The sequence below is a fragment of the Echinicola soli genome, from assembly GCF_006575665.1.
Taxonomy (GTDB): domain Bacteria; phylum Bacteroidota; class Bacteroidia; order Cytophagales; family Cyclobacteriaceae; genus Echinicola; species Echinicola soli.
On record NZ_CP041253.1, the window covers coordinates 1,018,432 to 1,042,155 of the forward strand.

17 protein-coding genes are annotated in these 23,724 nt (G+C 44.2%); 14 read left to right on the forward strand and 3 right to left on the reverse strand.

Features of this window, described 5'->3' with window-relative positions; genetic code table 11:
• Positions 1-107: 107 nt before the first annotated feature.
• The 7 genes from FKX85_RS04215 to FKX85_RS04245 all read left to right on the forward strand — a co-directional run bounded on the left by FKX85_RS04215 (position 108) and on the right by FKX85_RS04245 (position 11,182).
• The gene (locus FKX85_RS04215) at positions 108-1,433 is read left to right on the forward strand and encodes a MutS-related protein (protein WP_168196211.1); all 1,326 of its coding nucleotides are present in this window, start codon (positions 108-110) and stop codon (positions 1,431-1,433) included.
• A 98-nt stretch (positions 1,434-1,531) separates the two neighbouring features.
• Entirely contained in the window at positions 1,532-1,873 is a 342-nt protein-coding gene (locus FKX85_RS04220; RefSeq protein WP_141613542.1) for a TfoX/Sxy family protein, read from the forward strand.
• A 21-nt stretch (positions 1,874-1,894) separates the two neighbouring features.
• Positions 1,895-3,067 carry an MFS transporter gene (locus tag FKX85_RS04225; RefSeq protein WP_141613543.1) on the forward strand — a complete coding sequence of 391 codons (1,173 nt, stop codon included), beginning with the start codon at positions 1,895-1,897 and terminating at the stop codon, positions 3,065-3,067.
• A 595-nt stretch (positions 3,068-3,662) separates the two neighbouring features.
• Positions 3,663-6,839 carry a SusC/RagA family TonB-linked outer membrane protein gene (locus tag FKX85_RS04230; RefSeq protein ID WP_141613544.1) on the forward strand — a complete coding sequence of 1,059 codons (3,177 nt, stop codon included), beginning with the start codon at positions 3,663-3,665 and terminating at the stop codon, positions 6,837-6,839.
• Positions 6,840-6,859: 20 nt separating this feature from the next.
• A complete protein-coding gene (locus tag FKX85_RS04235) occupies positions 6,860-8,563 on the forward strand; it encodes a SusD/RagB family nutrient-binding outer membrane lipoprotein (RefSeq protein ID WP_141613545.1) in 1,704 nt (567 codons plus the stop codon).
• A 234-nt stretch (positions 8,564-8,797) separates the two neighbouring features.
• Positions 8,798-9,640 carry a helix-turn-helix domain-containing protein gene (locus tag FKX85_RS04240; RefSeq protein WP_141613546.1) on the forward strand — a complete coding sequence of 281 codons (843 nt, stop codon included), beginning with the start codon at positions 8,798-8,800 and terminating at the stop codon, positions 9,638-9,640.
• A gap of 138 nt (positions 9,641-9,778) precedes the next feature.
• The gene (locus FKX85_RS04245; RefSeq protein ID WP_229239757.1) at positions 9,779-11,182 is read left to right on the forward strand and encodes an FAD-binding oxidoreductase; all 1,404 of its coding nucleotides are present in this window, start codon (positions 9,779-9,781) and stop codon (positions 11,180-11,182) included.
• Positions 11,183-11,271: 89 nt separating this feature from the next.
• Here FKX85_RS04245 and FKX85_RS04250 read toward each other — a convergent pair whose 3' ends face one another.
• Positions 11,272-12,318 carry a phosphotransferase enzyme family protein gene (locus FKX85_RS04250; protein WP_229239758.1) on the reverse strand — a complete coding sequence of 349 codons (1,047 nt, stop codon included), beginning with the start codon at positions 12,316-12,318 and terminating at the stop codon, positions 11,272-11,274.
• 395 nt (positions 12,319-12,713) lie between these two features.
• Here FKX85_RS04250 and FKX85_RS04255 point away from each other — a divergent pair, with 395 nt between their 5' ends.
• Positions 12,714-14,495, forward strand: coding sequence for a sodium:solute symporter family protein (locus FKX85_RS04255; RefSeq protein ID WP_141613548.1), 1,782 nt, complete (start codon positions 12,714-12,716; stop codon positions 14,493-14,495).
• 230 nt (positions 14,496-14,725) lie between these two features.
• On the opposite strand, the gene FKX85_RS04260 is transcribed toward FKX85_RS04255, so the two are convergent.
• Together FKX85_RS04260 and gldD are read right to left on the reverse strand one after the other, a co-directional pair.
• Entirely contained in the window at positions 14,726-16,339 is a 1,614-nt protein-coding gene (locus FKX85_RS04260; RefSeq protein ID WP_141613549.1) for a glycoside hydrolase family 10 protein, read from the reverse strand.
• Positions 16,340-16,393: 54 nt separating this feature from the next.
• Complete coding sequence (gldD, locus tag FKX85_RS04265) at positions 16,394-16,972, reverse strand: gliding motility lipoprotein GldD (RefSeq protein ID WP_141613550.1); 579 nt, start codon at positions 16,970-16,972, stop codon at positions 16,394-16,396.
• A 206-nt stretch (positions 16,973-17,178) separates the two neighbouring features.
• Between gldD and FKX85_RS04270 the strand changes: the two genes are divergently transcribed.
• The 6 genes from FKX85_RS04270 to FKX85_RS04295 all read left to right on the forward strand — a co-directional run bounded on the left by FKX85_RS04270 (position 17,179) and on the right by FKX85_RS04295 (position 23,542).
• The gene (locus tag FKX85_RS04270) at positions 17,179-17,703 is read left to right on the forward strand and encodes a DinB family protein (protein WP_141613551.1); all 525 of its coding nucleotides are present in this window, start codon (positions 17,179-17,181) and stop codon (positions 17,701-17,703) included.
• A 789-nt stretch (positions 17,704-18,492) separates the two neighbouring features.
• Entirely contained in the window at positions 18,493-19,497 is a 1,005-nt protein-coding gene (locus tag FKX85_RS04275) for a glycoside hydrolase family 43 protein (protein WP_141613552.1), read from the forward strand.
• Positions 19,498-19,746: 249 nt separating this feature from the next.
• A complete protein-coding gene (gene pdhA, locus FKX85_RS04280; RefSeq protein ID WP_141613553.1) occupies positions 19,747-20,769 on the forward strand; it encodes a pyruvate dehydrogenase (acetyl-transferring) E1 component subunit alpha in 1,023 nt (340 codons plus the stop codon).
• 122 nt (positions 20,770-20,891) lie between these two features.
• Entirely contained in the window at positions 20,892-21,605 is a 714-nt protein-coding gene (locus FKX85_RS04285; protein ID WP_141613554.1) for a tetratricopeptide repeat protein, read from the forward strand.
• A gap of 99 nt (positions 21,606-21,704) precedes the next feature.
• On the forward strand, positions 21,705-22,181 hold the full coding sequence (ribH, locus tag FKX85_RS04290; protein ID WP_141613555.1) for a 6,7-dimethyl-8-ribityllumazine synthase: 477 nt from the start codon (positions 21,705-21,707) through the stop codon (positions 22,179-22,181).
• Between the two features lie 41 nt (positions 22,182-22,222).
• On the forward strand, positions 22,223-23,542 hold the full coding sequence (locus FKX85_RS04295; RefSeq protein WP_141613556.1) for an aspartate kinase: 1,320 nt from the start codon (positions 22,223-22,225) through the stop codon (positions 23,540-23,542).
• Positions 23,543-23,724: the final 182 nt, after the last annotated feature.

Genomic DNA, 23,724 nt, shown 5'->3' on the forward strand with positions numbered 1-23,724 from the left:
CAGCCTTTTCCATGGTCATTCATAGAAACTCCAAGAAGCGATTTATAGTCAGTGCCACAACCTTTTTCAGCTGCTTTGCCGTATTAATAACTAAAACTTTCTTAGACATGGCCTTCGAGATTGACCCGCAGACCATCAGGGATTTAGAACTTTTCAATGACAAGCCTGATGGTAAAAGCATCTTTTCCTTTTTCAACCGCACCCAGACCTTTGGTGGCAAGCTCCAGCTCAAAGGCCTGATGCAATCTCCCTTGGACAACATGGAGGAACTCCATAGAAGATCCGGCATCATCAGGTTTTTTATGCATCAAGGATTTACCCTACCCATAAATTCCAGCCAGATGGACTTCATTGACCATTATTTCAGGGTAAATAAAACTGTGCTAAAGCCCAATTCAATTGATGGTTATTTCCAAAAGCACTTTGTCCGACAAAACAATAAAAACGACCAATACCTGATCGAAACAGGAATAGAAAAGATGATTTTTTTATTGTTGGCCTTAACGGGGACTTTAGAAAAAATCCCAAAAATAAAAGTCCCTGTAAGCCTTCGTCAGTACTTCTCCCTTATCCAAAATTATCTGGACAAACCGGAGATCAAGGCAATGCTTAAAGAGCTCGGGCCAAAGCCCCGTAAAATCAAACACTATCGCTACGATTACCTTTTTAGACACAAATACCTACTCGAAACCCGAGATTTGGTCAAAACGATATACCTCTTCGATGCGTTTAATGCCGTCGCACAAACGGCAATAAGTCACCAGCTGTGCTTAGCGGACTATTCTGAATCCCCGCTCCCGCAGTTGACAATCACCCAACTCTTTCACCCATTCCTGGAAAAACCCGTAAGGAATTCGATCAGCACAAAAGCACATCAAAACATTTGTTTCCTGACCGGCCCCAATATGGCCGGAAAATCCACTTTTCTAAAATCCCTGGGGCTGGCCATTTACCTTGCGCACCTTGGTTTTCCTGTTCCCGCCACGAGCATGAAAACCCCCATTTACAAAGGTCTCTCCACCACAATCAACTTACCGGACGACATGGGGCTCGGTTACAGCCATTTTTACTCAGAAGTAAACAGGATCAAAGACGTCGCCCTTCACATCCAGCAAAAGAAGCAGGTCTTTGTGATCTTTGATGAACTCTTCCGGGGGACCAACGTCAAAGACGCCTATGAAGCGTCACTGGCAGTCCTGGAGGCCTTTTCCTGTATCAAGGGAAGCACCTTTTTTATCTCATCCCATATTTTGGAAGTGGCCGAAAAGCTACACGAAAACAACAGTATCCTGTTCAGGTACTTTGATGCCAGCCTGAAGGACCAAAAGCTCCATTACACCTATCAACTATGCAAAGGCATCTCCCATGAGCGACTGGGCATGTATATTTTACAAAGGGAAAGCGTCATCGACATCCTACGATCTCTGAAGTAATTGCCAGAAGTCGCTAAAATGGATTTCTCCAATTCTTATTGCCCCATTGACTTCACCATTTTATTTGGTTAAATTACGTTTCACCCAAAACCAAAAAAATGGCTTTTAACACACTTTTGGCAAATCGTATAGAAAACTTGCTCTCCCGAACAGAACAGGCTTTTGAAGCCAAAAAGATGATGGGAGGAATCTGTTTTATGGTCAATGGCAAGATGTGTATTGGCGTGCACGAAGATCGCATCATGGCCAGGGTAGGGCCAGACCAATACGAGGAAGCCCTTCAGCAGGCAGGCTCTATGGAGATGAATTTCACAGGAAAAAGCATGAGAGGATACGTATTTGTAGATGGGAAAGTAGTGGATACAGAGCCTCAGTTGGAATATTGGGTGGACAAATGTCTTCTTTTTAACCCCATGGCCAAGTCCAGTAAAAGAAAATGATTTTTTGGCTATTTTTGGACAATGAGCCAACAGCGACCCGTCCTTACCATAATTGTTACAGCCCAATTTTGCTGCACTTCCCTTTGGTTTGCCAGCAATGCCGTGATGGGCGCTCTGTTGCTGGATTTTGGATTAGAAAGCACGGCACTGGGGCATCTTACCACTGCTGTTCAGGTTGGATTTATTGTCGGCACTTTGATGTTTGCACTGTTTGCTGTTTCGGACAGGGTGTCTCCATCAAAACTATTTCTCATCTGTGCTATCGTGGGGAGTACTTTAAACCTGTGCATCCTTTTGCCGGAAAACAACCTATCCAGCCTAGTTGCCAGTAGGAGCCTTGTGGGCTTTAGTTTAGCGGGCATATATCCGGTGGGCATGAAAATCGCCGCTGATTATTTTGAAAAAGGCCTGGGGAAATCTCTTGGCTTCTTGGTAGGCGCATTGGTGCTGGGGACAGCTTTTCCGCATTTTATCAGTGCCTTCACCACAGGACTTGCCTGGAAATCGGTCATCATTGGTACCTCTGCTTTGGCTGCCATCGGGGGACTTATGCTATGGATTTTGGTCCCGGATGGTCCTTATCGAAAAGCTTCCCAGAAGCTGGATCTATCAGCCATTTTTAAAATTTTCCAAAAACCAACCTTCCGAACTGCCGCCCAAGGGTACTTTGGCCATATGTGGGAGCTTTATGCTTTCTGGGCTTTTGTGCCAGCAATGCTCACCATCTATGCAACATTACACAATTATCCTTCTATTTCAGATCGTTCGGCTGTATGGTCATTTTTGATCATTGGCATTGGAGGAATTGGCTGTGTGGCCAGCGGTATGTTTTCAGAAAAGTGGGGAAATAAACGAATGGCTTCCATATCCTTGGCATCCTCTGGGATTTGTTGCCTGATTTCACCTTTCCTTTTTATGACAAGCCCTGCTATATTTCTGGGATTTTTACTTTTCTGGGGACTTACTGTCGTGGCTGACAGCCCAATCTTTTCTACCATGGTAGCCCAAAATGCCCCATTGCAGTATAAGGGCACCGCACTGACAATCGTAAACTCCATGGGATATGCTATTTCCATTTTCAGCATTCAGCTACTTAATCACCTAATACTCACCTATGATGCCAGGTACATATTTGTTTTTATGGCCATTGGGCCTGCTGCGGGGCTTTGGAAACAATGGATTCGTAGACGATAATGACCAGTCCAATTTTCCCCTCGCTATAATTCAAAAACGATGGTAAATCGAGCTGCTCCCTTTTGCTCTTGAGTGTAACAGGTGATGATTTTGATAGGCTTCGGTAAGCGTCAAATACAGCTACATTTTTAAGGTTATTTTATGCATAAAACTAGATAAAATCATTATCAATTGTCAAAAAAAGAACTTAAATTATTTATATTGTCCATTCTTTTTTAAGTCACCTACAATAAACAAAAATTAATTAATCCTCATCATAATTTATATATAAACACCGAAAAAGAATTTCTTTATGGCATTTCATATATAAAATATGATTTTCACACATTCTAGGATCTATAGAAATCAATCATGTTTGTAGAATTTATACAGGATGTTTTTCGATATAGTATATTTTTTATATATATTGAACTAAGTTAATTGAAAACTTAAGTGATTTTTTTCCCGAATGGGATGAGAATCCAATTCTTCTTTGGGGAAAGCCACTTATTTTATCGGTAACTATTATCAGTTACCGTAATAGCAAAATGGTTCACCAATTCGCTTGGTGATTTTAAATCTCATTAAATACAACCTTTACCCTTAACAAAATTTTATGAACGCTAAATCTTTACCATTGCTTAAACCAGTAGCTGCATTGGCTTTGGTCGGTTGCTTCCTGCAACCGATTGCGGACAATAACGTTCTGGCAAGAGAGATGACGGGAAAATTTACCCCAAGAGCAATTGACATGGCTGAAGTCACAGTCACAGGTACTGTCACCGGCAGTGAAGACGGAAACCCCATCCCAGGAGTAAGCATTACCATCGTGGGCACATCGAAAGGAACCATTACCGACTTGGATGGAAATTACAGTATTTTAGTGGACGAGGGACAGACACTAAAGTTCTCGTACTTGGGTTATACGGCCCAAACCATTTCGGTGGGAAGCCAAACTACTATCGATGTTGTTTTGGAGCAAGACACCGAAGAACTTAGTGAGATCGTCGTTACAGCTTTCGGTATTGAAAAGGACAAAAAATCACTTGGATATGCCGTACAAAAAGTAGATGGCGAGGACATTAATACCGTAAAAGCTTCTACCAGCGCAGTATCCAACCTGAAAGGACGTGTAGCAGGGGTCAATATCACCGAATCTGGATCAGGACCTGGAGCTGGTGTTCGTGTGATTATTCGTGGTAACAATTCACTCACCCAAAGCAATCAGCCCCTTTATGTAGTGGACGGTATTCCGATGGACAACTCCAGCACCAACGAAGGAGGCAATATGTACACCAGTACCAATACAGGATCAGGTATCTCTGACCTCAACCCAGATGATATCGAATCGATGACCGTGCTGAAAGGGCCAAACGCTGCTGCCCTATACGGCTCCAGAGCTGCCAATGGTGTGATTATGATCACTACCAAAAAAGGTACGCACAGAAAAGGTGTCGGTGTAGACTTCTCCAGTAGTTCTGTTTTCTCCAATCCTATGCTCCTGCCAGAATTCCAAAACGAATATGGACAGGGAACGCAAGGACGAACCCCCACCGATTACGCTGAACTGCGTACCACTGGAGGCTCTTGGGGTGGCAAGCTGGACGGAAGTGACCAACTTTATTGGGATGGAAGTACCAAACCATACGCTGCACAGCCCGATAACGTGGAAAACTTCTTTAACACCGGCGGAAACTTCGTCAACACAGTAGCCCTTACAGGTGGCACGGAAAAGGTAACAGCCAGATTCTCCTATACCAATACCTATAACGAGGCAATGGTAGAGAATTCTTTTCTTAAAAGAAACAACTTTAACTTAAGGGCAACTGCCAAACTATCCAGCAAACTATCCTTGGATACCAAAGCCACCTACACCAACCAATTTACGCGAAACAGGGTAAATCAAGGTTCTGAAGGCTTGCTTGCAGGTGTGTACAATGTCCCAAGAAATGCCATCATGGATGATTTTAGGGATTACCGTGACGAAGAAACTGGATTGGCAAGGAATTATGCAGAGAGTGCCATAAATCCGTACTGGACCCTAAACTATGACAAAGCAGAAGACACCCGTAACAGATTTATAGGTTTTGCGAAGATCCAGTACCAATTTACCGATTGGCTTTCTGCCCATGCCCGTGTAGGTACGGACTGGACCGACATCCGCTATGAAAGTGCCACACAGCCTGGCCATTGGTTCTACCCTGATGGTCGTGTAGGATTCTCTAATAATCGCTACCAGGAGACCAACGCGGACTTCTTGTTCATGATCGATAAAAGCATCACGGAAAAACTAAGAGTAACGGCCAATATCGGTGGCAATCACTTAAAGCAGCTTTCACAAGGTATGAGCCTAAACGGCCAAAACTTGAGAATCCCTACCAAAACAACAATTGGCAGTGCTGACCAAGTAAATTACAGTGCCGGCGTACCCACAGAACGCGTGACCAATTCCCTTTATGCTTCTGCATCATTTGATTATGCAGGATTGGTGTTCTTGGATGTGACAGGCAGAAATGACTGGACTTCTACGCTACCATCCAATAACCGGTCTTATTTCTATCCATCTGTAAACTTAGCAGTAATGGTCAGCGAATTTATCGATCCTGACCAAACATTGATGGATTACTTGAAAGTAAGAGGTAGCTGGGCAAGCGTAGGTAAGGACGCCTCAGCATGGAGCCTTCAAAACAGCTATAACCTGAAAAACAAAAACAACAGTTACTTGGGCATTACTACGCTGACTGTACCTTCTGTATGGTATGACCAGAACCTGAGTCCCGAGTTTACCAAAACGTATGAGGTCGGCCTCGAAGGTAGTTTCTTCAGAAACCGTTTGTACTTTGACTTTGCCTACTATGATATCAGTTCTACTGACCTGATTGATATTGTGGAAACTGATAACTTGGCCGTAAACCCTCTCGGTCGGGCTGAAGTACATACCAATGTAGGTGAAATAACCAACAAAGGGATTGAAGTAATGCTAGGAGGCACTCCTATCCGGAACGAACATTTCACTTGGAATACCAACCTCAATTTCTCCCACAACAGAAATGAGCTGAAGGAATTTTTACCGGATGCCTTTAACCGCCAGTGGAACGTGAACAATTCAGGTTCTGCTGAAACACGTGCCACTGTAGGATCAGGGTACGGTGAGATTTGGGCCACGGACATCATGACTGACCCAGAAACAGGTGATTGGATCCTCACTGCCAACGGCATGCCACAGGCCACCGCCCAGCGTGTGAAAGTTGGCGACTTCCAGCCTGATTACCTGCTTGGTTTCAACAACTCGTTCAGCTATAAAGACTTCACCTTGAAGTTTTTGATTGACGGCCGATTTGGTGGAGAAATGTATGCCGGTACACAAGCTGCCATGGACGGTGCCGGTATCTCAAAAAAGACTCTACAATACAGAGAAGAAGGCATCATCGTAGATGGACTGATCGAAAACGAAGATGGTAACTTCACCGAAAACACACAGCCTATCACGGCCCAGCAGTATTGGGGAGCTATGAGTGGCATCGGGTCAAACTACATCATGGATCAGACCAATGTCCGTTTGAGAGAACTTTCACTGACCTACCGCCTGCCTACTTCCTTCTTGGGCAACAGCGTGGTGAGATCCGCTTCCATCAGCTTTATCGGAAGGAACCTGTTTTTCTTCTACAAAGGATTTGACGGGGGATTTGATCCGGAATCCACTCTTGGGACCAGCAATGCGGGACAAGGTTATCTTTATTACGCCATGCCTACGGCCAGATCCCTTGGATTTAACCTGAACGTGAAATTTTAATTTCCCTTAACGAGCCAATTATGAATATTTTACATAAAACAACATTAGTGGGACTGATGACATTGACCCTTGGGGCTTGTACATCGAACTTCGAGGAGATGAACACCAATCCCAACCTGATAGGCGAGGATGATGCCAGTGCAAAATACTTCCTTACCGAATTGATGATCAGGCCGTACATTCCGGCCAGATATGCCTATTGGAGGGCAAACCTTATCCATACCGACCGTTATGCCGGACATTTTACCTTCGGCCAAAATGGTAGCTGGTGGAGTGATGAACTGGGCTATTCGTATGACGTAGCCTATACCGACGCCGCTTGGGACCATTTCAGTGGCCTATTGGGTACTGTCAAACAGTTACTGGAATTTACTGCACCAGATGGTGCTTTTGAAAATGAGCTTACTCATGCGGTGGTGCTGATCCTGAAGAGCCACTATTTTCAGCTATACACAGACACTTTTGGGATGATCCCTTACAGTGAGGTTTTTTCCGACAAAAATATCTCTTTACCAAAGTTTGATTCCCAAAAGGACATCTATAAAGGCATCATCGCTGACCTGGATGCGGCCATGGCAGCCATCGGTGACAATACCAGTACCGGAGACGCCCTGGAAGATCTTGGTGACAATGACGTCATCTATGATGGTGATCTTCAAAAATGGAAGCGATTTGCCAATACGCTGAAGCTAAAAGTGGCCATGCGGGCCTTGGGAGCAGAAGGTGATGACTTCAGTCAAGTAGCCATCAATGAAGCACTGGCAGCTCCTCTGCTAACGGAAGGAGAAAGTGCCTTGATAGAAAAAGACTTGGAAATTTCCCAATGGGATTACTCTACCTATGCTGATGTGTGGCATAATTTTGGAGTAGGTTCTGATTGGGTACTGGGGCGAGAATTGATCGATTACCTCAGGGACAATAATGACCCACGTCTGGAGCAGTACGCCAAACCTGCTGAAGGAGGAACGTTTACCCTTACCCGTCCAACTGAGTCCGAGGATGGTGAAGGATATGCACTCTTCCCCAAAAGGACCAATTTCCTTAAGGGACTCTTTGACCAATCTGGAGCTGAGTACACTTGGGATGACCAAGGCGACGCCATCGTGGTAACCATGCCAGAAAACACCAATTTCATCGGCCAGCCAGTAAGGCTCAGCGGAGAAATGTCTTCGTTACTGCAATTTGGGTTCTTCAGTAAACCAAGTAACCTGGTGATCCAACAGAAAAACCAAGGTGGCTCTGCAACACCAGAAACCGTATTGCTTTCTGCAGAATCCTATTTCTTACAGGCTGAGGCTGCCCTCAAAGGAATCGGCGCAGGCAATGCTCAGGACCTGTACCAAATGGGCATCAAAGAAGCCATGAGAGTCTGGGCGGTAGACGATGCTGCCATTGACGCTTTCTTGGCCGCTGAACCTATCGCTCAGCTGGACGGAACAGTGGACGAAAACCTGGAAAAAGTAGCTATCCAGCGATGGATCGCCCATTACACCGATGGCTATGAAGCGTGGGCAATTGTAAGGGATACGGGATATCCAGCTTCTCTAGCAGCCGGGGTGAGTGACTATGAGCTGTATGGGCCGGGCACCATTACAGCCGGTGGCTACCCTCAGCGTCTCCGCTATGGAAGTAGTCTTCAGGCTTCCAATCCAGATAATTATGGAAAAGCAATTGACGTGCAAGGCCCTGACATGCAGGGCACCAAGCTATGGTGGGCTAAATAAGGCCTCAAAAACAACTTAATATCGAAAAAGGCTACTTCGAGTATGGAGTAGCCTTTTTTATATCAACTGCCTTTAAAGGGTAATCAGAAGGTAGTATGTTGGAACATACCATGATCCAGGACAATTGCCGAAATAATCATAAGCATTGATTAGTTTTAATTACCTGTTTTACAGAACATTACATTTGTTAAGAGCATTTTTATTTGTTAACTTAAAGGATTAAACAAATTCCCTATGCATCCGCCTATCCACACCAATCCGGGAATGACAGTTATTAAAGACTACGACATTTCCTATGAACTCATTTCTATGGAATGTGACGAGGAGTTTAAAGTGATTTTTCCTCGGATAGGGTACTTGGTTCTAAATATTTTTATAGGTGATGGGCTTTCTTGTCGTTTTTTAAATTATAGTCAAAAAAGCATGATCGTAAACAAAGTTTATATGACTGGACTATTTACGGACAGTTCCTTGCACTTTGGTATGAACCATAATGGAAAAGGATATGCAATAAAAATTCATCCCGTCATAGGTTACCACATTCTAAAATGTCCCATGCGTGAAATGACCAATATGCCAGTGATGATAAGCGAGGTGTTGGAAAAAGAAGGAAAGCACCTTAGCTATTTGGAAAACAATGTGAAGGTCAAATCCATTCATCAGTTGGAGCTGCAGAAGGCTTTCATGTCCTTACTTCCAGACAAATCTAGTTTTGTCGATGACCCCATCTTTCATATTGTCAATGAGATCATTCGAAAAAAAGGGCTGATAAATGTTAAAAGGCTTGGCCAACAAGCATGCATGTCCGAGCGCACACTAAACAGGCATTTTTTACATAAGGTAGGTATTTCTGTACAGGCTTACGCCAAAATCATCCAATTGGAATATGCCATATTTTTGTTACGATCTGCTAAAAACAGGAGTCTTTCTGAAATTGCCTTTGAGGCCGGCTACTATGATGTAGCACATCTTGCCCATGATTTTAAATCCAAGGTGTCCCTTACGCCTTCCGGCATGAAAAAAGATGACAATCCATTGGCTTCTTCCTATCTGGATAGATCAACGATTTTGCATTAAGATCTAAAATTGGCGGATTTTTACAGTAACACCGGATTAGGACTTTGGTAACTTCACCACTGTAAGCTATTGGTTACCAATACCAAATAGCTAATGTCAATTCTTCTGATTTTTAAGCATCGCTTTAACACGACAATTATGCAAACTCCAAATTCCACTTCTTCGGTAATTTCAGCAGATCACCTCAAAACGCTAATGGAATTGCTACAAGGTTCACTAATCCAACCACACGATGATGAATATGAGAGCACCAGAAAGGTTTACAACGGCATGATCGATAAATATCCTTCCCTTATTGCAAAGTGCAAGGATGTAGCTGATGTCCTGCACTGTGTCAATTTTGGGCGTGAGCACAATCTGACTGTGGCTGTAAGGTCCGGTGGCCATAATGCGGGTGGACTGGGCATTGTGGATGATGGATTGGTTATTGACCTTGTGGAAATGAATGGGATAAGGGTCAATCCGGACAGGGAAACGGTCCGCGTGGAAGGAGGCTGTCTACTTCAGGATGTCGACCATGCCACGCAGCCCTTTGGCAAAGCCGTACCTACTGGTATCCTATCCACCACTGGAATCTCCGGTCTCACACTTGGAGGGGGGCTGGGCCACCTTTCCAGGGCGTACGGATTAGCTATTGACAGCCTTTTGGAAGCAGACGTAGTACTTGCAGATGGTAGCCTGATTACTGTCAGCGAAACCCAGCATTCAGATTTATTTTGGGCGATTCGCGGAGGCGGGGGAAATTTTGGCATTGTAGTATCCTTTCTCTTTAAGCTACATGATGCTGGCATGGTTCAGGGCGGGCCCATGCTTTGGCACCTAGAAGAAACAGAAGAGATGATGCGCTTCTATCAGGATTTTATCCTAAAAGCCCCAAAACATATATACTGCTATTTTGCCTTCCTGACTGTGCCCCCAGTGGATCTTTTTCCCGAAGCTCTCCACCTCAAAAAAATGTGTGGCCTAGTCTGGTGCAATGTAGGCAATAAGGCTGACTCAGAGGCTGCACTTCAAAAATTCAGGGACTTCAAAAAACCGGCACTGGATTATGTAGACTCAATGCCGTATGCCTCGCTACAGCAGCTATTTGACGGTCTTTACCCAACGGGATTACAGTGGTACTGGAAGGCCGACTTTATCAAGGAGCTTTCCGGTGAGGCCATTCAAGAAAATATCCAATTTGCCAAAAAACTTCCTAGCGTCCATTCCACCGTTCACTTCTACCCTATTAATGGCGCATGCCATGACAAGAACAATGCTGACACTGCTTGGGCTTACCGCCATGCGAACTGGTCACAAGTGATCGTAGGCGTGGATCCAGATCCAGCCAATAAAGACAAAATCAGCAGCTGGGCCAAAAGCTACTGGGAGGCCATCCATCCCCATTCAGCTGGTGGTGCATATGTAAACTTCATGATGGAAGAAGGCCAAGATCGTGTAAAAGCCTCCTACGGAGACAATTATTCGCGTTTAAGCCAAATCAAGACCAAATACGACCCCAAAAACTTCTTCCATGTCAACCAAAACATAAAACCAACTTAGCCTATTTCAACTCTTATCAAAAAAAGCAATTTCCAAAAAAAACTAAATAAGTAGATTATGTGCCACTAAACACATGTTTGCTGATGGATTTATAACTTCTCAGCAAGATCTAAAATCTCCTCCCGTTTACCTTGCAATGCCTGTAGCAATAGGCCTTGGTTTTTGGCTCGGTGGAGGTTTTGTTCGGGATAGCTGATGGGATAATAGACATTGCCATTGAGATAATCGGTCAAGAACCGAAGCCCCATGATACAGGCCATCATTTCCCCTCCGAAGGTCAGGGATGCTTTTTCGTCGGCGGTCAGCTTATCGCCCAAGGCCTCTCCAAAACCCTTCAGCAAGGCAGCGTACTTCTCCAAGTCCACATCGATTTTTTCCCAATCGGTGGACGCTTCCTCCTCTGTACAGACTACCGTGCGTACCAAATCCCCAAAGTCATAAAAAACATAGCCCGCCATCACTGTATCCAGGTCTATCACCGCATTGATCTTATTAAAATCATCGGCATAGATGACATTGTTGATCTTGGTGTCGTTATGGGTTACGCGAAGCGGAAGGATATCCACAAAGCGTCGAAATTTTCGCACCAATAAAACCTGCTTTTTATAAAACTCCACCCATTCCTTCACTTCTCCTTCGAGTTTCACCTGGGTGCTTTTCAGGGCATTTTCAAACTGTCGATAGCGAAGGGACAGGTCATGAAAACCCTCAATCACTTCTTCCATGCCGTCGGTCTTTATTGCTGAACAAGCGTTGATAAAACCGCCAAAAGCGCGTGCCGCCAAATAAGCCTGCTGTGGATTCTCGACCTTATCGATACACTTGCCTGGCACAAAGGGGAACAGTCGATAAAAACCATCCCCATGACCCGAAAAAAGCGCTCCTTCGGTAGTTTTCATTGGCAAGGGCAATTTATAATCAAGCTCGTTTTCCTTCAGGTGATCTCTTACCAATTGGAGATTTCCTGATATCCGGTCAGGATAGGGAAACACTTTTTGGTTAAAACTCTGAAGAATAAATTGCTCTTTGGAACTGTCCACTAAAAAAGTCTTGTGAATGTGGCCCGAGCCATATCGGCTCACTTTGACATCCAGTGTGTCGTGGCCGTAACTTTCCAGAAGCTGCCCGATTATCATATGTATAGCGTTGTCTATTGCACTGAGGGAAACCATAATTGTCCTTATGAGTCAGATCAGCTATGTTAAACCTGTTTTATTTAAATTAGTTCCTAAAATCTAAAATAAAAAAGATTATGAAACATTTCATACCTTAAAACGAACGTAAAAATAAAAAATATATATTGGAATATATGTTTTCGTTAATATTTCTTTTCTTTGGGCAAATGAAAATATTTATCACTGAAATACTTTTTTTGTATTTCGTGAATTATTGAATACATTAGTAAAATTTCTTCGTTAAGTAGGTTTTGTTAATTATAAAATTTTATAAAACTTATTTTTACAAAGGAAATAGTCATCATTAGTGAATAAGCGATTACAGTTAAAGAATTATCAAAAGACAATTATAGACTATGAACATTTCTCCTATCGACTGGGGCATTATCGCTGCCTTTTTCATTATTTCGTTACTGATAGGCATATTTACTTCCAAATCCGCCGGTAAAAGTTCTAAAGACTTCTTCCTATCCGGGAGGAATATGCCTTGGTGGTTACTGGGCGTATCGATGGTAGCCACGACATTTTCTGCTGATACCCCAAACTTGGTTACGGACATTGTCCGTGTAAATGGTGTATCTGGCAACTGGGGATGGTGGTGCTTCCTACTGACCGGTATGCTGACTGTTTTTGTCTATGCCAAACTATGGAGAAGGTCAGAAATCACCACTGATCTGGAGTTTTACGAACTTCGCTATGGCGGCAAACCTGCTGCTTTTCTGCGTGGTTTTAGGGCCATTTACTTGGGCGTTTTTTTTAACATCATGATCATGGCGACCGTTTCACTGGCAGCCATTAAGATCGGCGGTGTGATGCTTGGATTGACACCTGTTCAGACCTTACTGATCGCTTCTATCGTAACGGTAATTTACAGTTCACTGGGTGGACTTAAGGGCGTTTTGCTTACAGACTTCTTTCAGTTCTTTATCGCGATGGCCGGTGCCATCGGTGCAGCTATCTACATCATTGACTTACCACAGATAGGTTCACTCGATAACCTCCTGACGCACCCCAATGTCTCAGACAAACTTTCGTTCTTTCCTGACTTTAGCAATATGAACGAAGTGATCCCTATGCTTTTGGTTCCCATTGCCATCCAGTGGTGGGCCACTTGGTATCCAGGTGCTGAGCCAGGAGGGGGAGGATATATCGCCCAAAGGATGCTTTCTGCCAAAAACGAGAAAAATGCCATTGGCGCGACGCTTTTCTTTAATGTGGCCCATTATGCGCTTCGTCCTTGGCCATGGATTATTATTGCCTTGTCTTCATTGATCGTGTTTCCGGAAATCAGTGATCTGCAAAAAGCATTTCCACACATGCCCGCCGATAAGCTTGGAAATGACCTTGCCTATTCTGCTATGCTGACATACCTGCCCACAGGCTTGATCGGAATCGTATTGGCATCCTTGATCGCTGCGGTGATGTCCACGCTTTCTACCCACCTTAACTGGGGATCATCCTATGTCGTTAATGACTTCTATCTGCGTTTTGTAAAGCCAGAGGCTTCTGATAAGGAATTGGTAAATGTGGGAAGGATTTCCACTGTGATACTCATGGGACTGGCGGCATTGCTGGCACTGGCTCTTTCCAATGCCCTGGAAGCCTTCAATATTCTGCTCCAAATCGGTGCCGGCACTGGCTTGATATTTATCCTGAGATGGTTCTGGTGGAGAATCAATTCCTACACCGAAATCTCCGCGATGATCATTTCCTTTATTGTTGCCCTATTCTTTGAGACCATTAACCCTAAATTTAATATTATCAGCATCCCTGAAGGAATGGAATACCTGAAGCTGCTGTATGGCGTGAGTATTACCACCGCCACTTGGCTGACGGTAACCTTGGTGACCAGGCCCGAGAAGGACGAGGTACTCCTTTCCTTCTATAAAAAAGTAAAACCCGCTGCTTACGGATGGAGAAAAGTCCTGGACAAGCATCCAGAAGTAGAAGCCGAGCAAGGTCAGTTACCATTTGAAATCGGGCTGATGGTTACCGGTTCTGTGGCCATTTATTCGGCGCTGTTTGCCATTGGATTTTGGCTGTATGACAATCTTCTCTCCGCAAGTATCGCCACGGTCATCAGTGCCATTGGCTTCTTTATCCTCTTTAAAAGCTGGAATAAAATCAAACTGTTTTAGGTAGCATATTTTAAGCTATTGAAAAAAGCTGTCTATGAAAATAGACAGCTTTTTTTGTATTCGTACTAAATCCGTTTTCTATCCTCCTGACTCATAAAACAAAGGTGCTGTATGAGCTGCTTGGCTAAATTTTAGCACTGACGCGCCAACCTTCCAGTAGTTCCTGTATCCAAACCTCATAATCAGTGAGTCACCCTCCTTTTTAACCAAGCCTATTTCTGGAAGCACCCCTACGGCTTCCACACGTTCATCTGCGAAAGCTCACCATAGTTTCCCATAAAGCCCACTGCGAGGTATTGGTAATTCTGGATCATAAAGCTATCGAAGGCAAAAGTCTCCCCATCAATCGAAGTACTCGTACGCTGACTTTCTACGAGCTCCCATTTGCCACTTGGCGATAGGCCAAAAAGGACAACCGCCTCGGACAAGTAAGCATTGGTGATTTTTAATTGCAGCCCCCTGTCGGCCAGGTGGGAACTCTCCACTTCGGGCACCAAGTCCCGCATCACGCCAGAACTCACTTGGAGTGCTGGCGTTAATACAGGGTTGATGTAATTATTTTGGAGCAGGAGATTGGCCACGTCCCGGTTATTGCCCATCATGGACTTTGCCCTGAAAAACACATTCCCTTTGATGCCGGGAATGTTTCTTCCCAATGCTACCTGATTGGGGATTTCGAAACTGCTATTCCAGCTTTCATCAGCATCACTACGGATTTTATAGGAGGCATTGCCCACATAGACTTTCGTGTTGTAAGCATTATCCGACCACCATTTGATAAGGGTTTTATAAGAGGCAGCCGGGAAGTCCAGGCTCCAATAGATTTGTGGGGCAATATAATCGACCCAGCCATTTTTCATCCACACAAGTGGATCTGCATAAAGATCATCATAGTTGGTATGCCCCGCTCTGGTGTTCGAACCGCGAGGATCTACCGAGGCATTGCGCCACACGCCAAAAGGACTTACGCCAAACTGTACCCAAGGCTTTTCATCCTTGATTGTCTCACTGACATTTCGGATAAGCTGATCAACATTGGTGCGCCGCCAATCGGCCAATGATAGGCTATTGCTATACTTTTGAAAGGCACTTTTATCATCGAATTCGACTCCTTTGATCTTATAAGGATAAAAATAATCGTCAAAGTGAATTCCGTCAACATCATAATTTCTGGTCACTTCCTTAACGACCTCCACTAAGTGCTCCCTTACGGCAGGAAGACCGGGATTATAATAAAGTTTGGTGCCGTATTTCACCATCCATTCAGGATGGCGGTAGTAATCATGCGAGGGACTTAGCTCATCTACATTGAGGTTAAAGGATGCTCTGTATGGATTCAGCCAGGCATGGAATTCCATTCCCCGCTCATGCACGGCCTGCACCATCCACTTCAATGGATCTATGACAGTAGCCGGCTCCTTTCCTTCTTTTCCAGTCAAATACCGAGACCAAGGAGCCAACTTGCTGGGATAAAAAGCATCTCCCGCGGCCCTTATCTGGACAAAAACAGCATTAAAATTTCGCTGTTTATAAAAATCCAATATTTGGATAAAATCGCGCTGCTGCTGTTCAAAACTGTCCGTACTCGAGGAAGGCCAGTCTATATTGGCCACCGTGGCAATCCACACCCCTCTCATCTCCCGCTCGGGAGCAACAAACATCGGCAAAGTCTCTGGTTGCGGTGCATCGACGGTCTTCTCATCAGGGACAGTTGGCACTTCAGGAGCTTTATCATTGGGCAAAGGTGCGGGTGATGGTGCTTTGCTGACCTTTTTGGAACCTGCACAGGAAGCCATCAACAGCACCAGGGCGATGATACCGTAAAACCAAATCGTACTTTTCATGTAGTAAATGTCAACCTTTAGTGATAAGCAGTGTCAAACATCAAAAACCAGACCTTAATTTTTAAACTCCAGTGTATTCATCAGATGTACCATATCCTCCTTGATGTATTCGATTACAGGAGCCAAGCTATCGTTTTTGACCGCGGTATTAAAATACAATGCACCTCTTAAAAAATTCTGGGTAGAATCGGTCACAAAAAACTGAAATTGGGTAGGCACCTCCCCACTGAGTTCTGCCACCACACCGACATAGCCTTTCGGTGTCCTGGTCACTGCCTCATCGATGCTATAGGCTTTGATTTGGTGTTTTGCGGTCAGCTTGAATGCATCATCCAAAATATCCCTGAGTCTGGCTTCATTTCCATTGATCGCCTTGTATGTCAGGTGGACTTTTGCACCCAGGGAATGATAAGCCAAGTTGATCCAATTTTCTTCGGCCAGGTTAAAGGTGTCCGCCTCCACCATACTGTGAACCGATCGTTCAAACTGGTACGGGTAATCTTCCTGAAGGGAAACAAATACTCGTTCAGGAAGGTCTATGCGGTTGTAGCCTTTGGGTTTTGGTAAATAATCTCTCCCTCCACAAGCTACCAATACCAAAAGTACCAAACCGAAAATCACGCTGTTTCTCATGCTACCAAAGTTAGGAAAATGATCCCAATCTCTCATTTTACATGGTAGATATTGTCTGTTCTCATGTTTAAAATGATTAAATTAGGTGCGTCAGTGGCCACATAGGGCTATTGACATCGCAAAAAAGATTTTCTAATGTGAAAATGATCCTCCCAATGATAACTGGCAGCATTCTTTTCATGACAACTAACCAAAACCTAAATATTATGATCAAAATTTTCAAACCCATCGTATTATCGCTTTGCTTGATGCTAAGCGCTTTTTATGCCAATGCCCAAACCAATCAAGAAGAGTTCTCCTCAAAATGGAACACCATGAAAGAATACACGGTAGAGATTCTGGAAGCCATGCCCGATGACAAACTTGACTTTAAACCTGTAGATGATGTCATGAGCTTTCGCGAAATGGTCATGCACATCGCCGGCGCCAATATCATGATGGCCAATAACTTTCTCAAAGAGGGTGATGCAGGTGTGAACCTGGAAAAGAAAGACATGAGCAAAGCCGAGCTAAAAGAGGCTGTGGAGAAATCTTTCGATTTTGTAACCGAGACCGCGGCTTCCTTGACGGATGCTGAGCTTGACGAAGAAGTTGAGGTCTTTGGAGGAAATAAAATCACACGCAGACAAGTGGAAAACCTCATCGATACCCATGGCATCCACCACAGGGGAAACCTCATCGTCTACCTAAGACTCAATGGCATAGAGCCTCCTGCATTCAGGGCTTGGTAACAAAAACTATTTCTCACGGATTACTCAGGTTTACATGGATATAATACATTGGCGTCCGAGTAAAGATTTTTCCCTTGGAAGGAAATTCGACAAAATCCACCCCTAAATCCCCTAAAGGGGACTTTCTGACCACCCCTTCCTCTGAAGGGGTGGTTTTAGGAAATGGAAAAAATCTTTTCTTTTTTTGTTTAAACCTACTTTTCGGCGTATGCGAAATTTTGTCGGACGACAGTAGATATAATAGACAGAAAAATCCTAAATAGTGATTTCCTGAGTAATTCGTGAAAAGTTTTTTAACCTGATTTTCAATGTTAAAAACCGTCATTGCAACGCGCCTTTGGCCTACAGGCAGGCCTGTTTGGCACCAGGCAGGCCTGTTTGGCACCAGGCAGGCTCGCAATGAATGACGGATTGGCAGCGAATTTATGGTCGAACTCAGGTTTTTATTTTGGCTCCACTTGGCCACCAAGTTTTTTGGAACAAGGGGCCAAGTGTACCGCCAATCCCAACCAATCCTCTTTGTGCCTTCGAGCCTTTGTGGCAGAAAAGATTAAGTGTTTTTTTGGTTTGACTACATAGGAACCTAGGCTTAGTAGGCTTAAACCCGAAATAAGCATAATACGGGTTAAACTCACCAAACCTAGATATCCTGAGACCTTTGTGGTCGGGCAACTGATTTGTATTTGGGCAAAACACTTATCAGTTTTCGTGTATTTTTGACACTTTATGTTTTTGAAATGGATCAATATTGATATCTTTACCCGAATTGATCAACCAAATACCTTAAAAATGAACCTCATTAAAATAGCCCTTGCAGTGGCTTTGGCCATTTCCTGCACCGAAAACCTCATCGGACAAGAACTTCAATTTGATAATCCCATTGCTGAACAGCGCGCCGATCCATGGGTATATAAAACAGATGATGGCACCTATTATCTCATCGCCACAGTTCCAGATTACGACCGCATCGTCCTCAGAAAAGCCAGCACCATAAACGGTCTAAAAACTGCCGAAGAAAAAACACTATGGACCAAGCACGAAAAAGGAGTGATGGGGCACCATATCTGGGCTCCTGAACTGCATAAAGTAGATGGCAAGTGGTACATCTATTTTGCCGCTGGGGAAGCGGAGAATATCTGGAACATCCGGATGTGGGCCCTTTCGAATGATGCTGACGATCCTATGGAAGGTGAATGGAAAGAAGAAGGCCAGATCAAAACGGATATTGAATCCTTTTCACTGGATGCCACCACTTTTGAGCATAAAGGCAAAAGATACATGATCTGGGCACAAAATGTCCACGGGGGAGAGCACGGCACGGCTTTGGTCATGTCCGAAATGAAAGATGCCACCACCCTCACTGGCCCTGAAGTTATATTGACAGCACCTGAGTTTAACTGGGAAAGAGTAAAATACAATGTCAATGAAGGCCCTGCAGTCATCAAGCATGATGAAAAAATCTTCGTCACCTATTCTGCCAGTGCCACTAATGACAATTATTGCGTAGGCCTATTGTGGATCGACGAAGCTGCTGACCTCCTGGATAAGGATAATTGGAACAAGTCACCGGGACCAGTATTCTATACCAATGAAGATGTCAAAAGATACGGCCCCGGCCACAATTCCTTCACTACTGCTGAAGATGACGAAACATTGATCATGATTTACCATGCCCGTGATTACAGAGAAATCCAAGGCCCTGAACTATCTGATCCAAACCGAGCTACCCGAGCAAGAGTCGTGAAATGGACGCCAAGTGGTTTCCCTGATTTCATGCAGAAGGTAGGGGATTAAACCCGGAAATGCGTTAGCCTATCTATTAAGATCTGAAACTTCTTCAAGATCAAAAGGTCTTCTGGCTATTTGGCCTTTGGCTTTAGGTACATAGCTATAGCCGAATTCAGCTAATATTTTCCCTTCCAGTCATCCATACTAAAGCAGATATTTAGGGAATCCCTTTCCAGATTCGCAAAAGGCTTTGCTAATCAGTGAATACTTATTTATATTTGAGCCCCTAAAAATGCATATTTTATAACTATCGATATGGCGAAAAAGAGTTCGACAACCACTAAATCCAAAGTAAAATACTCCAAAGAGACCTATACCTTTTGGTATGAGAGCATGTTGCTCATGAGGAGGTTTGAAGAAAAGGCTGGCCAACTTTACGGTCAACAAAAAATCAGAGGTTTTTGTCACTTATATATAGGTCAGGAAGCTTGTGCTGCAGGTGCTATTACTGCCCTTGAAAAAGACGATAAGTGGATCACTGCCTACAGGGACCATGCCCACCCGCTGGGATTGGGAACAGATCCAGGCGCAGTGATGGCTGAGCTGTTTGGCAAGGCTACAGGCACCACTAAAGGAAAAGGCGGATCCATGCACATCTTTGATAAAGAGCGTAACTTCATGGGAGGCCACGGCATTGTAGGTGCCCAAGTACCAATGGGGCTTGGAATTGGTTTTGCCGAGAAGTACAAAGGCACCAAAAACCTATGTATCTGCCATATGGGAGATGGTGCCGTAAGACAGGGCGCCGTACACGAGTCCTTTAACTTGGCCATGCTTTACAAAGTGCCTGTGATCTTCGTGATCGAAAACAACGGCTATGCCATGGGAACCTCAGTGAAGCGTTCTTCCAATGTAAATGACCTTTCCACGCTAGGCGAATCTTACGACATGCCTTCTTTCGCAGTGGACGGCATGAATGTAGAAGAAGTACATGAAGCAGTAGCCGAAGCAGCTGAAAGAGCGAGAAAAGGCGATGGCCCTACCTTGCTGGAAATAAGAACTTATCGCTACAAGGGTCACTCCATGTCCGACCCACAAAAATACAGAACACGTGAGGAGGTAGAAGAGTATAAAGCAAAAGACCCGATCGAGCAGGTGAAGAAAACCATTCTGGACAATAAGATCCTGAGCGAAGATGATATCAAGGAGATCGACACCAAAGTGAAGAAGCAAGTAGCTGATGCGGTGAAGTTCGCGGAGGAATCTCCATGGCCTGACGGCCAAAAAGCATTTGAAGATGTTTACATGCAGGAGGATTATCCTTTTGTAATGGAATAATATAGTTTACAGGGAAAAAGTCAGCTGAAAGAGGAAATATTTCCGCCAAAACAGCTGACTTTTTTTGTTATAGTTTGCAGATAAACGAAAACCGTTATCTTTGCGACTGAAATTTTAAAAGAATGGCTAAGAAAGAAATAAAAAAAGGGCAGCATCAGGAAGAGCATGATCTGCTCGAAAACCCTGAGGCAATTGCCGATTCGTTGGGGAAAGGTGAAGCTTTCTTGAAGAAAAACTCACGTATCGTTGGTGGAATTATCATCGTAGGAATCCTGGTCATTGCAGGCATTCTTTACTTCCAGTTTGACAAAGCCAATAAAGACAAGCAAGCACAAGCAGATATGTTCCAGGCGGTGTACTATTACGAGCAGGACAGCTTGGGCCTAGCATTGAATGGTGACGGTGTCAATGACGGTTTCCTCCAAATCTTGGACGATTACAGCGGAACCAGTTCTGCTAATCTTGCCCATTTCTACACGGGCTCTATCTATCTCACCCAAGGGGAATTCCAAAAAGCAGTAGATCATTTAGAGAACTTCTCTGCAGATGATTTCTTTGTACAGGCTAAAGCGCTCAGTCTTTTGGGAGATGCCCACTTGGAGCTTGGCCAAACCAGCGAAGCCATCAGTGCTTACGAAAAAGCAGCTACTTATAAGGAGAATAAGTTCTTTACACCAATGTATCTGAACAAACTTGCGGTTGCCTATGAAGCAGATGGGCAGTTGGAAAAGGCGATCAGCACCTATGGAAAAATCGAAAAGAATTATCCAGAGTCATACGAGTTTACATTAGCACGAAAGCATAAAGCACGCTTGGAGGGCCTTGCTTCTAAGTAATGCTTTAGTGATATAACAGCATTTAAATAGAGTAAGGCCAGACGGTCTTACTCTTTTTGTATTTATACCCATTTAGAAAATACCAATAACATATAAAAAATGGCAACATCACTTAAAAACCTCAGCCAGCACTCTGACACAAACATCACCGATATCAGTAATAAAACGTTCGGGATCGTAGTTTCAGAGTGGAATGAAGAGATCACCGAATCCCTTTACGAGGGAGCCGTGGAAACCCTAAGGAGCCATGGAGCTAAAAAAGAGAACATCTTCCGGAAAAATGTCCCAGGTTCCTTTGAGCTTTCCCTTGGTGCCCAATGGGTGGCAGAGGTAAAGGAAATCGACGCGGTCATTTGTCTTGGATGCGTCATCCAAGGGGAAACCAAGCATTTTGATTTCATCTGTGACGCCGTGGCACATGGTATCACCAACGTAGGACTGAAATATAATAAACCAGTCATCTTTGGTGTGCTTACTCCTGACAACCAACAACAGGCATTGGACCGCGCCGGAGGCAAACATGGCAATAAAGGCGATGAAGCCGCTATCACTGCCATCAAAATGCTGGGATTCTAATCCGAACAAAACAAACCATTAACATACATTCCACTTATCCCATGAAAATCATGAAATTTGGGGGCACCTCAGTAGGCAAACCCGAAAGAATGCACCAGGTAAAAGACCTGATCACACGTGATAACGACAGAAAAATCATCGTACTTTCTGCCCTTTCTGGCACAACCAATGCCCTTGTAGGCATCGGTGAAGCCCTTGCTGAAGGCAAAAAAGACTTGGCAAAGGAGCGCATCGATACGCTACATGCCCATTATCAAGAATTCTATAAGGAACTGCTCGAATCAGAAGCCGGGCGCAAAAAGGCCGAAAAAATCATCAAAGAGCACTTTGAGTTCTTAAACATCATCCTCAAAATCTCTTTCAATGAAGCCATCAACAGGGATATATTGGCACAAGGGGAACTGCTTTCCACCAAGCTTTTCTACACCTTGCTAGAGGAAAAGGACATTCCAGCTATCTTCCTGCCTGCCTTGGAATACATGAGCATTGATGAAAATTCTGAACCAGAAGTAGCCAAAATCAGCGATCGGCTTAAAGCCATTCTGAAAAATTACGATAAAGACACGCTCTTTGTCACTCAGGGATATATCTGCAAAAACCATCGCAATGAAGTGGATAATCTGAAGCGCGGCGGAAGTGATTACACGGCATCACTCATCGGTGCCGCCATCAAAGCCAGTGTGGTAGAGATCTGGACGGATATCGATGGCATGCACAATAACGACCCAAGAGTGGTGGACAAAACCCGTCCTATCGCCCAGCTGTCATTTGACGAAGCTGCCGAGCTAGCTTATTTCGGGGCTAAGATCCTCCATCCTGCTTCCATCTGGCCAGCACAAACATACAATATCCCTGTAAAACTGCTGAACACCATGCAGCCTGAAGCTCCCGGCACCACCATTACCGCTGAGGAAACAGGCAAAGGCGTAAAGGCCATTGCTGCCAAAGACGGTATCATCGCCGTAAAAATCAAATCCAGCAGGATGCTCTTGGCCTATGGGTTCTTAAGAAAAGTATTTGAGATTTTCGAAAAATACAAAACGCCAATCGATATGATCACCACTTCTGAAGTGGCGGTATCGGTGACCATTGATGATGACACCCACCTGAAAGAAATCATCATGGAACTTGAGAAATTTGGCAATACTGAAATTGACTATCACCAGACCATTGTCTGCGTGGCCGGTAATATGATCGCCGAAAACACTGGCATGATCAAAGAGGTAGTCGTAGCACTACAGGACTTCCCTGTCAGGATGGTTTCCTATGGCGGTAGCCGAAATAACGTCTCTATCCTCCTAGACACCAAGTTCAAAAATGAAGCCCTCCAACGGCTCAATGACGAGTTGTTTCAGTGGTAAAACATTGATTTAGCTTATCTACTTGAGTCGACTATCAAATTGATATCAAGCCCTCATTGCGAGAAAGTATAGCCGTCCCCGACAGTATCGGGGACGGCTTTCCTTACGTTGCGAACGTTAACTTTACTCTGGACTTTTTATCTGAAAGAGTTTTTGAAAACAATTTAATCGCATATTCTTTA

Bases quoted from the DNA above. Each gene is read 5' to 3' on its own strand.
- FKX85_RS04215 (WP_168196211.1), top strand. From the start codon at position 108: ATGGCCTTCGAGATTGACCCGCAGACCATCAGGGATTTAGAACTTTTC.
- FKX85_RS04220 (WP_141613542.1), top strand. From the start codon at position 1,532: ATGGCTTTTAACACACTTTTGGCAAATCGTATAGAAAACTTGCTCTCC.
- FKX85_RS04225 (WP_141613543.1), top strand. From the start codon at position 1,895: ATGAGCCAACAGCGACCCGTCCTTACCATAATTGTTACAGCCCAATTT.
- FKX85_RS04230 (WP_141613544.1), top strand. From the start codon at position 3,663: ATGAACGCTAAATCTTTACCATTGCTTAAACCAGTAGCTGCATTGGCT.
- FKX85_RS04235 (WP_141613545.1), top strand. From the start codon at position 6,860: ATGAATATTTTACATAAAACAACATTAGTGGGACTGATGACATTGACC.
- FKX85_RS04240 (WP_141613546.1), top strand. From the start codon at position 8,798: ATGCATCCGCCTATCCACACCAATCCGGGAATGACAGTTATTAAAGAC.
- FKX85_RS04245 (WP_229239757.1), top strand. From the start codon at position 9,779: ATGCAAACTCCAAATTCCACTTCTTCGGTAATTTCAGCAGATCACCTC.
- FKX85_RS04250 (WP_229239758.1), bottom strand. From the start codon at position 12,318: ATGATAATCGGGCAGCTTCTGGAAAGTTACGGCCACGACACACTGGAT.
- FKX85_RS04255 (WP_141613548.1), top strand. From the start codon at position 12,714: ATGAACATTTCTCCTATCGACTGGGGCATTATCGCTGCCTTTTTCATT.
- FKX85_RS04260 (WP_141613549.1), bottom strand. From the start codon at position 16,339: ATGAAAAGTACGATTTGGTTTTACGGTATCATCGCCCTGGTGCTGTTG.
- gldD (WP_141613550.1), bottom strand. From the start codon at position 16,972: ATGAGAAACAGCGTGATTTTCGGTTTGGTACTTTTGGTATTGGTAGCT.
- FKX85_RS04270 (WP_141613551.1), top strand. From the start codon at position 17,179: ATGATCAAAATTTTCAAACCCATCGTATTATCGCTTTGCTTGATGCTA.
- FKX85_RS04275 (WP_141613552.1), top strand. From the start codon at position 18,493: ATGAACCTCATTAAAATAGCCCTTGCAGTGGCTTTGGCCATTTCCTGC.
- pdhA (WP_141613553.1), top strand. From the start codon at position 19,747: ATGGCGAAAAAGAGTTCGACAACCACTAAATCCAAAGTAAAATACTCC.
- FKX85_RS04285 (WP_141613554.1), top strand. From the start codon at position 20,892: ATGGCTAAGAAAGAAATAAAAAAAGGGCAGCATCAGGAAGAGCATGAT.
- ribH (WP_141613555.1), top strand. From the start codon at position 21,705: ATGGCAACATCACTTAAAAACCTCAGCCAGCACTCTGACACAAACATC.
- FKX85_RS04295 (WP_141613556.1), top strand. From the start codon at position 22,223: ATGAAAATCATGAAATTTGGGGGCACCTCAGTAGGCAAACCCGAAAGA.